The organism is Peptoniphilus timonensis JC401, from assembly GCF_000312025.1.
In the GTDB taxonomy this organism is placed as follows: Bacteria; Bacillota; Clostridia; order Tissierellales; family Peptoniphilaceae; genus Peptoniphilus_A; species Peptoniphilus_A timonensis.
In genome coordinates this window covers 7,743-17,692 of record NZ_HE978594.1, presented here as the reverse complement: position 1 = coordinate 17,692, position 9,950 = coordinate 7,743, and the positions used below count along the sequence as shown (strand labels likewise).

The 9,950-nt window shown below is 30.4% G+C and carries 6 protein-coding genes, 1 tRNA gene and 2 pseudogenes; all 9 read left to right on the top strand.

Going from position 1 to position 9,950, the window contains the following annotated elements; all coding sequences use genetic code 11:
- Positions 1-34 precede the first annotated feature (34 nt).
- A pseudogene (gene polA, locus HGPT_RS03785) lies at positions 35-1,945 on the top strand (DNA polymerase I); the annotation flags it as partial.
- Complete coding sequence (gene coaE / locus HGPT_RS10370; protein ID WP_281032370.1) at positions 1,932-2,279, top strand: dephospho-CoA kinase; 348 nt, start codon at positions 1,932-1,934, stop codon at positions 2,277-2,279. The pseudogene polA and the gene coaE, both read left to right, overlap by 14 nt.
- A gap of 86 nt (positions 2,280-2,365) precedes the next feature.
- Positions 2,366-2,527: a dephospho-CoA kinase gene (locus HGPT_RS10365; protein ID WP_019138537.1), complete on the top strand. Its 162-nt coding sequence runs from the start codon at positions 2,366-2,368 to the stop codon at positions 2,525-2,527.
- A 425-nt stretch (positions 2,528-2,952) separates the two neighbouring features.
- A tRNA-Trp gene (locus HGPT_RS03770) sits at positions 2,953-3,028 on the top strand.
- A 155-nt stretch (positions 3,029-3,183) separates the two neighbouring features.
- On the top strand, positions 3,184-4,206 hold the full coding sequence (gene pheS / locus HGPT_RS03765; RefSeq protein WP_019138535.1) for a phenylalanine--tRNA ligase subunit alpha: 1,023 nt from the start codon (positions 3,184-3,186) through the stop codon (positions 4,204-4,206).
- Between the two features lie 10 nt (positions 4,207-4,216).
- Positions 4,217-6,592 (top strand): phenylalanine--tRNA ligase subunit beta, encoded by a 2,376-nt coding sequence (gene pheT, locus HGPT_RS03760; RefSeq protein ID WP_019138534.1) that lies wholly within the window; start codon positions 4,217-4,219, stop codon positions 6,590-6,592.
- Positions 6,593-6,602: 10 nt separating this feature from the next.
- Positions 6,603-7,154, top strand: a complete 552-nt coding sequence (locus tag HGPT_RS03755) for a cell division protein ZapA (protein ID WP_019138533.1) — start codon at positions 6,603-6,605, stop codon at positions 7,152-7,154.
- Entirely contained in the window at positions 7,141-9,480 is a 2,340-nt protein-coding gene (locus HGPT_RS03750; protein WP_019138532.1) for a U32 family peptidase, read from the top strand. The genes HGPT_RS03755 and HGPT_RS03750 overlap by 14 nt, the downstream gene beginning before the upstream one ends.
- Positions 9,473-9,950, top strand: a pseudogene (locus HGPT_RS03745) (endonuclease MutS2); the annotation flags it as partial. The gene HGPT_RS03750 and the pseudogene HGPT_RS03745, both read left to right, overlap by 8 nt.

Genomic DNA, 9,950 nt, shown 5'->3' with positions numbered 1-9,950 from the left:
ATGAGCAAAAAACTTGGCACTATTGTAAAAAATAGTTCCTATAGAAGAAGATTTAGATGATTTCAAAAAAGTGGACTACGATTATGAAAAACTTTCTGAAATGTATCGTGATTTTGAATTTAATTCTATGCTTGCAAGACTTCCAGAAGAATATCAAAAGGAAGTTGTGGAAGAAATTTCTGATGATAATTTTAAATTTGTTGAAATAAAAGACCTAAGAGAACTTGAAAAAAATATAAAAGATAAAAAATCTTTTGCCTTTAAATTTATTAGTGACGGCAAGATTTATGAAGGCGTAAAACCTATTTATCTCGCCATAAAAATAAAAGATGAAGCTGTAAATTTTATAGCTTATGATGATATTGACTTTGACTATCTAAAAGAAATTATGGAAGATGAAAGCCTTGAAAAACTTGGATATTCTCTCAAGGAAGACATAATTATTTTAATGAATCTTGCTATTGATCTAAAAAATTATTCTCACGATGTTGAAATTGCAGAATATCTACTAAATTCAACAAAAAGTGATTATGACATAAATAAAATTTCCATGGACTATTTTAAAAATGGCTATTTAGATGAAGAAGACCTTTTGGGTAAGGGTGCAAAAAAGAAAATTTATGCTGATTTAGAAAAGGATGAACTCTTTAAGTATTTTGCCTTTTTATTAAATACAATTTATAGACTTGAAAAGCTACAAAGGGAAAAAATCGAAGAAGAAGAAATGACTTCTCTTTACCTTGATATGGAACTTCCCCTAGTAGAAGTCCTTGCTTCTATGGAATATGTGGGAATTAACACTGATGAAGCTGTTTTAGATGAGATTGATGAAAAAATTATTGATAAGTTAAAAAATTTGGAAGAAGAAATTTATTCTGAAGCTGGAGAAGAATTTAACATCAATTCTCCAAAACAATTGGGAATAATTTTATTTGAAAAGATGGATTTTCCAGTTATTAAAAAGACAAAGACTGGCTATTCAACTTCTGCCGATGTCCTTGAAAAATTAAGGGGAAAGGGAGAAATTATAGATAAGATTTTGGATTATAGAAAGTTTTCCAAATTAAAATCAACTTATATTGATGGCTTAAAAGCAGTTATCAACAAGAAAACAAAGAGGATTCACTCAAGATTTATGCAAACAGTGACTGCAACTGGAAGAATTTCGTCAACTGATCCAAATCTTCAAAATATTCCAATAAAAACTGAAGAAGGACGTTTGATTAGGAAGGCATTTTTGGCATCAGAAGGTGCAAGTTTAGTGGATGCCGACTATTCTCAAATTGAACTTAGGGTTTTAGCTGCCTTATCTGATGACAAGGAAATGTTAGAAGCTTTTAAAAATGGTTTAGATATTCACAGAAAAACTGCATCAGAAGTATTTCACGTAGATTATGACGATGTAAACTCTTTGCAAAGATCAGAAGCCAAGGCAGTAAATTTTGGCATTGTGTATGGAATTTCTGACTACGGACTTTCACAAAACTTAAATATACCGAGAAAGGCTGCGAAAGAATATATTGACAACTATCTTTCTCACTTTGTTGGCATAAAAAATTATATGGCAGAAGAAATTAAGCGTGGAAAAGAAGAGGGCTATGTTGAAACTATCTTCAAGAGAAGAAGATACATCCCAGAGCTAAATGCAAAGAATTTCAACATAAGAAGTTTTGGAGAGAGAATTGCCCTTAATACTCCAATCCAAGGTTCAGCTGCCGACATAATAAAAATTGCCATGGTAAAAGTTTATAATGAACTTAAAAAGAGAAATATGAAATCAAAACTTATTATCCAAATCCACGATGAACTTGTAGTTGACGCAGCAGAAGATGAAGTGGAAGAAGTTAAGGAAATTATGAGAGAATTAATGGAAAATTCCGTTGATTTAAATGTTAAGTTGTCAGTAGATATGAATACAGGGAAAAATCTTTATGAATCAAAATAAAATCATTGGACTTACAGGATCTATTTCTACAGGCAAAACTCAAGTCTCTAACTTCCTAAGAGATAAGGGAGAAAAAGTCATTGATGCGGATTTAATAGCAAGAGAAGTAGTAGATCTAAAAAATGTAAAAGACAAAATAAAAAAAGCCTTTGGAGAAAATATTTATGTAGATGACAAATTAGATAGAAGTGGCTTGGCAGAAATTGTCTTTAGGGACGAAGAAAAAAGGCAAATCTTAAATGAAATTGAACATCCAGAAATTTATAGGATAATTTTGGAAGAAGTGAAAAAATCAAAGGGAAGAGTTTTTTGTGGATATACCTCTTCTTTTTGAAAGTGAAGAACTAAACAAAAAAATATGGCTTAGTTTTTGATGAGGTTTGGCTAGTTTATGTAAACAGGGAAAAACAAATAGAAAGATTGGCAAAAAGAGATGGCATATCAAAAGATTATGCCCTTGAGAAAATAAATTCCCAATTATCTGTTGAAGAAAAGAAAAAATTGGCAGATGTAATTATAGATAACAGTTTTACATTATCAGAAACCTTTAGACAAGTAGAAGAAAATTTAAAAAAATTATAACAAATAGCTGTATTAGCAGGAGTGGGCTAATACAGCTATTTAACTATTTTCCAAAAAACATTATTAAAATTATTAAAATTATTAGCATAAAAGTAGAAATTTTTTTAAATATTTTAGAATCATCGGTATCAAGAGATAATATAATAAGTATCATAAAAATAATGGAAATTACATTTATTATTATCTTTGTTGTTCTATTAAAAATAAAATAATTATGATTATTTAAAAAGATAATTATTAAACTTATTAAATATAACAATTTATATATTTTATCAAATTTTTTCATAATAAAATCCTTTATATTTATAATAACTAAATATTAACCAATAAACACACAAAGCAGTTAAAAATCTAAAAATAATATATTTAAAAAATAAAAAAACTTTACAAATGATGAAATTTTTGTTATCATAATAAAGTATCTTAGGGGTATAGTTCAGTTGGTAGAACATTGGTCTCCAAAACCAAGTGTCGTGGGTTCGAGTCCTGCTACCCCTGCCAATTACTGATTGCATTTGCAGTCAGTTTTTTTATGCCCATTTTTAAAATTTATATTATAGTTACTCTACATATTGATAAAATGGGAATTTCTATTGAATTTATTAAAAATTTTTTGTAACTATGATATAATTATATATTATGAATTGGAGGTCAACATGAAAGAAAAATTACTTGGAATCAAAGATGAATCCATGAAACTTTTAAATGAAGTTAATACGATTAAAGATATAGATGAACTAAAAGTTAAGTACTTAGGCAAAAAGGGCGAGATTACTCAAATTTTAAAGGGAATGAAGGATCTTTCAAAGGAAGAAAGACCTGTTATGGGTGCTCTTGCCAATGAAGTTCGTGAAGAAATTGAAAATGCCATTGAAGAAAAGAAAAATGAAATTAATCAAAAGATTTTGGAAAAGAAGCTTCACGATGAGAGAATTGACGTCACTTTAAAAACTGATGATTTAATTTTGGGACACAGACATCCTCTAAAGAAAACTCTTGAAGATCTTGAAGATTTATTTACACATATGGGCTTTACTGTTTATGATGGTCCAGAAATTGAAACTGTAGAAAACAACTTTGATCTTTTGAATGCTCCTAAAGACCACCCTTCTAGAGATATGTCAGATACTTTTTATTTTGACAAAAATACAATTTTAAGGTCACAAACATCTCCTGTTCAAGTTAGGGCAATGAAGGAACATGGCGCTCCAATTCGCATGATATGTTCTGGTAGAGTTTTTAGATCTGATGAAGTTGATGCAACTCACTCACCAATGTTCCACCAACTTGAAGGGCTTGTTGTTGATGAAAAGATTTCTGTTGCTAATTTAATTGATACTTTAAATTATTTTGTAAAGGCCTTTTTCGGGGAAGAAGTGAAGACAAGATTTAGACCTCACTATTTTCCATTTACTGAACCAAGTCTAGAAGTTGATACTACTTGTACTTCTTGTGGCGGCGAAGGATGCAAGGCTTGTAACTACACTGGCTGGTCTATGGAACTTTTAGGTTGCGGCATGGTTCACCCAAATGTACTTAGAAATTGTGGCATTGATCCTGAAAAATATTCTGGATTTGCCTTTGGTATGGGAATCGACAGAATTGCAATGGTAAGGTACAACATCACAGATATTAGAATGATGTTTGAAAACAACAAGAAGTTCTTGGAACAATTTTAAGGAGATAGATATGTTATTACCAATTAAATGGCTTAAAGATTATGTTGATTTCGATTTTGATGTAAAAAAACTTGCAGATGGACTTTCTAATTCTGGTTCTCATGTTGAATCCATTATTATTCCATCAGAAGGTTTAGATAAAATAGTTGTAGGAAAGATAGAAAAAATTGAAAAACACCCAGATGCAGACAAGCTAGTTATCTGTTCTGTAAATGTTGGCGAAGAAGTCCTTCAAATTGTAACTGGTGCTCCAAATGTTTTTGAAGGTGCAATTGTTCCTGTTGCCCTTCACGGTTCTACTGTGGCTGGTGGTCAAAAAATTAAAAAAGGAAAACTTCGTGGAGTTGAATCAAATGGTATGCTTTGCTCATTGGAAGAACTTGGCTTTGAAAATTCTGTAATTCCTAAGGAAGCTCGCAACGGAATTTTTATATTCCCAGAAGGAACTGAAATTGGAAAATCTGCTTTGGAAACTCTTTTCATGGACAATGAAATACTTGAACTTGAAATCACTCCAAATAGACCAGATTGTTTGAGTATGATGGGAATGGCTGTAGAAACAGCAGCTTCTTTTGACTTAAAGGCTAAGCACAATGAAATAAATTTAGAAAATGAAGTTGATGATTTTTCAGATTATTTCGATGATATTGAAATTGAAACAGAAAATTGCACAAGATACTATTCTAAGATACTTAAAAATATTAAGATTGGACCATCTCCACTTTGGCTACAAGCTTATCTTATGCAAGCTGGAGTTAGACCAATTTCTAATATAGTTGACCTTACAAATTTTGTAATGCTTGAATATGGTGAGCCACTTCACGCTTTTGACCTAGACACACTTGATACTAAAAAGATTGTCGTTAGAATGGCAGAAGATGGCGAAGAAACTGTCACTCTAGATGGAGAAACAAGAAAATTAAAATCTGATGATATTTTGATTACTGATGGCAAAAATATTATTGGTTTAGCAGGAATCATGGGTGGACTTGATTCTGAAATCACTGACAAGACAGTAAATGTTTTGTTAGAAGGGGCAAACTTCAATAAAGAAAATATTAGAAAGACATCTAGAAGACTAAATCTTAGAAGTGAAGCTTCTTCAAGATTTGAAAAGGGAATAGATCCAAATCTTGCAAAAACTGCAGTAGATAGAGTTTGTCAACTTGTACAAAAGATGGGCATTGCTGAAGTTGTTGCTGGAAATAAGGATGTAGGAGATTTTTCTAAAGAAGAAAAAGAAATAAAATTAAGACATCAAAAAGTTGTTGACTTAATAGGTGTAGACTTCAGCATAGAAGAAGTTGCAGACATATTAAATAGATTAGAAATTGAAACTGATATAAAAGATGACTATATTCTTGCAAAGATTCCAACTTTTAGACTTGATTTAAACATAGAAGAAGATTTAATAGAAGAAGTTGCAAGAGTTTATGGTTATGACAATGTTGAACCTAAAAAACTTAGAGGAACTCTTACAGTTGGAAGAAAACCTAGATTTAGAAATGTTGAAGACAGAATTAAAAATCTTTTAATAGGTCTTGGCTATTCTGAATTTATGACTTATTCCTTTGTCAGTCCATCTTCTTATAAAAAGGCAAACTATGATGAAGATGAAAAAAATATTATTAAAATTTTAAATCCACTTGGAGAAGATTATTCAATTATGAGGACAACTCTTGTGCCATCAATGATTGATGCTCTTGCTAAAAACTATGTAAGAGGAAATGAAAATGTTGGTGGATTTGAAATCGGAAATACTTTCTTCCCAAGTGAAGATGAACTTCCAAGTGAAAAATTAAAATTAACTATGGGATTTTATGATCTAGGTGATTTCTACTATTTAAAGGAATCAATAGAAAAAATTCTTTGGTTCTTGGGAATAAATAATCTAGAAGTTAGAAGAAAAGAAACAAGTTTCCTTCACCCTGGTAGATCTGCAGAGTTTATTTTAAAGGGAGAAAGTCTTGGAGTATTTGGAGAAGTACATCCAAAAGTTCTTGAAAACTATGGTTTAAAGAAAAAAGCCTATGTTGCAGAATTAGACTTTGACAAAATTGTTGAAAACACAATTGATAACTACACTTACAAGGAACTTCCAAAGTATCCAACTATGAAGAGGGATTTTGCCTTTATTATGGATAGGGAAGTTGATTCAGTTGATCTTGAAAAGATTGCTCAAAAATATGGAAAAGACCTTTTAGAATCCTTTAAAGTATTTGATATTTATGAAGGTGAAAATATAGAAGAAGGAAAGAAATCTGTTGCCTTCTCCCTTGTATTTAGAGCAGCTGATAGAACTCTAGAAGAAAGTGAAGTTACAGAAATTTGTGAAAAAATAGTTGCTGAGATTGAAAGTGAAATTAAAGCGAAACTAAGATCCTAAGGAGGCTATTATGTCCGATGCGAAGAGAATCGAAGTCACTATTGATGACATGAAGTTTTATGTTATGGGTAATGACAACGAAAAGTATATTAAGGACCTTGCAAGTGATCTTGATGCAAAAATCAAGGAAACAGCAAGAAGTAATTACAAATTAAATCAAGTTCAAACTCTTGTCCTTTGTGCCTTAAATGTATTAGACGATCTTGAAAAGATGAAGGCTGATAAAGATGATTTGGCAAATACTAGCGATGACAAGAAAGAAATCATGGAAAAGATGGAAGAAATCAAAGATCTTAAAAAACAACTTTTGATTTTTGAAGATGAAAACAAGAAGGCAAACAAGACTTACAGAGATCTTCAACAGAAAACTCTTGATTTAGAAGATAGAAACAGAAAATTAAATAGAGATTTAATGGATAAAAACCAAGAACTCCTAGATTCAAAGGAAGTAATTAAGAAGCTTGAGGATAGTATTTCTAATCTAGAAGAAAAAAACAACTCCGCATCGAGAAGAATAATCGACCTATCAAGAGAATTGGAAAATCTTTATGGAGAAAACTAAATATGAATTGTTAGCACCTGCAGGTGATATGGCGGCTCTTAGGGCAGCTGTATCAGCAGGTGCTAATGCCATTTATTTGGGATATGATGAATTCTCTGCGAGAGCAAAAGCAAAAAACTTTGACAAGGAAGAACTAAGAGAAGCAATAGAATATGCTCATCTTAGAGATGTAAAAATTTATGTTACTTTTAACATTTTGATTGCAGATTTTGAACTTGAAAGGGCAATGAAAAGTGTAAAGATGCTTTATGAAATTGGCGTCGATGCCTTGATTTTACAAGATTTTGGAATTGCTGCAAAAATCAGAGAAGTTTTTCCTGATTTTGAAGTTCACGCTTCTACTCAAATGGCAGTAAATAATTATTATGGAGCAAAATTTTTAAAGAAAATGGGATTTTCTAGAGTAGTTCTTGCTCGCGAAACTCCACTTTTTGAAATAGAAAAAATAAAGGAATTAGATATTGATGTAGAAACTTTTATTCACGGAGCTCTTTGCGTATCTTATTCTGGAGAGTGTTTGATGTCATCAATGATTGGTGGAAAATCTGGCAATAGAGGAGAATGTGCCCAAGCTTGCAGAAAATCCTATGAAATTCTTGATTTTAATAAAAATAAACTTGCAAAAAGACTTTATTATCTTTCTACAAAGGACTTAAATACCCTAGATCAAGTTGCAAAAATTATAAAGGCAGGTGCCTATTCTCTAAAAATCGAAGGCAGAATGAAAAATCCTGAGTATGTTTACACTGTGGTTTCCTCTTATAAAAAATCTCTAGAAGATAAGTTGAAACTTGAAGATAAAAAAGATACAGTTCAAGTTTTTAACAGGGGTTTTACTAAGGGGCTTTTTAATGGCGACTTTGGCAGAGATTTTATTTCCTATGACAGACCTGACAACAGAGGTGTGGAAGTAGGAAGAGTCCTAGAAGTTGGTAAAAATTTTGCAAAAGTAATTTTTGATGAAGATATACATGAAGGCGATGGACTAGAATTTAATTCAGCCAAGGGAAGATTTGGCATGAAGTCTAGGGAATTTTATCAAGCAGGAAAAGTTTATAATCTTGAATTGTTTAAAAGACCACTTGAAAATTCTAAGATAAACAGGACTTATTCAAAAAAACTTTACGAAAAAATTGACGAAAAAATTGAAGAATACAACTATAAGAGAAGTCTCGATATTGATTTAAAAATAAAAATTGGGGAAAAACCAATTATTCATGTAAAATCAGAAGATTTAGAAGCTACTTATGTCCTGGATAAAATAGTTGAGCCAGCAAAAAAATCTGGACTTGAAAGAGATAGGGTAATAGAAAATATTTCAAAAACAGGCAACAGTATTTTTGAAGTTAAAAATATAGATTTAGATCTTGATGATGCTGCCTTTTTACCAATTTCTGCCATTAACGAACTTAGAAGAAAAGTTCTTGATATTTTAGAAGATAAAATTTTAAAAAATTCTCTTGAAAGAAAAATTTATGAAAATAAATTAGAAAAAACTGAAAATAGGAATAAGGCAAAAAAATCTCTTGTAAAAGTATTTTTTAATAAATTTGAAAATCTTGAAAAAAGTAATTTAGATAAGATTGACGAAATTATAATTAGGGCAAAGGATCTTGAAAAATTTAAGAAAATTTATGGGAATAGGAAAGTTTCAACTTATCTCGACAAATTTTACTCTTATGATGAATTGGAAAGACTTAGGATTTATATTTTAAAAAATAGAAATGTAAGGGGACTTTGGATAAATAATATTTCTGAATACTACATTTTTAAAGATGATGGTCTTGATCTCAATGCTGATATTGGTCTAAATATTTTCAATAAAAAGAGTTTAGAATTTTTTAAAAATCTTGGATTTAAGTCAGTGACACTATCTGCCGAGATGAATAGTGGACAAATTCAGAGTATAATAAAGGGCGAAGACAGCGAAATTAATCTCATTTCTTATGGCAGAATTCCAGTTATGACTATGAAACACTGCCCTTATTCTATTGAAAAAAATTGTAAAGATGAAAGAAATTGTCCTACTTGTAATTACAAAAATTATCTTTTAAGAGATGAAAAGTCCGTGGATTTTGAAGTTTTAAGACAAAATACTTTTACAGAAATTTTTAATTCATATCCAATTTTATTAGATGGATATGTGAAAAAATTAAAGGAAAATAAAATAAGTCTTATAATTTCGGGAGATGAATTTACAGATGAAATTGTAAATTTGTATAAAAATTATAATGAAGAAGATTTTTATAAAATAAAGAAAAAGTTAGAAGATACGTACCAACAAGTTACTAAGGGACATATAAATAGGGGGATTGTCAGTGGATAATTCTTTAAAAAAAGCATCAAAGACCTTGGAGTTTGACAAGGTCTTAGTTGAACTTAAAAAACTTGCTAGTGCAAGTATTACAAATGAATATATAGAAGAAGTTGAAATTTCTACGGATTATGATGAAATAAATAACAGGTTAAATGAAACTAATGAAGCCTTAAAACTTATTATTTCTAAGGGAGAGCCACAACTTTTTGGTATTGTAGATATAAAATCTTTAATAAAGAGAGCTGAAATTGGTGGATCTTTAACAGCCGCAGGACTTTTACAAGTTTCAGATTTTTTGAGAGTTTCTAGGGGACTTAAAACTTATCTTAAAAAAGATCCTTTCAATAAAGACGAGGAAATAGAACTTGCATATATCGATAAACTAATTGAAAACTTGTACACAGATAAAAGGCTAGAAGATGAGATAAATTCAAAAATTATTTCTGAAGAAGAAATAGCTGATGATGCTTCTCGTGAAC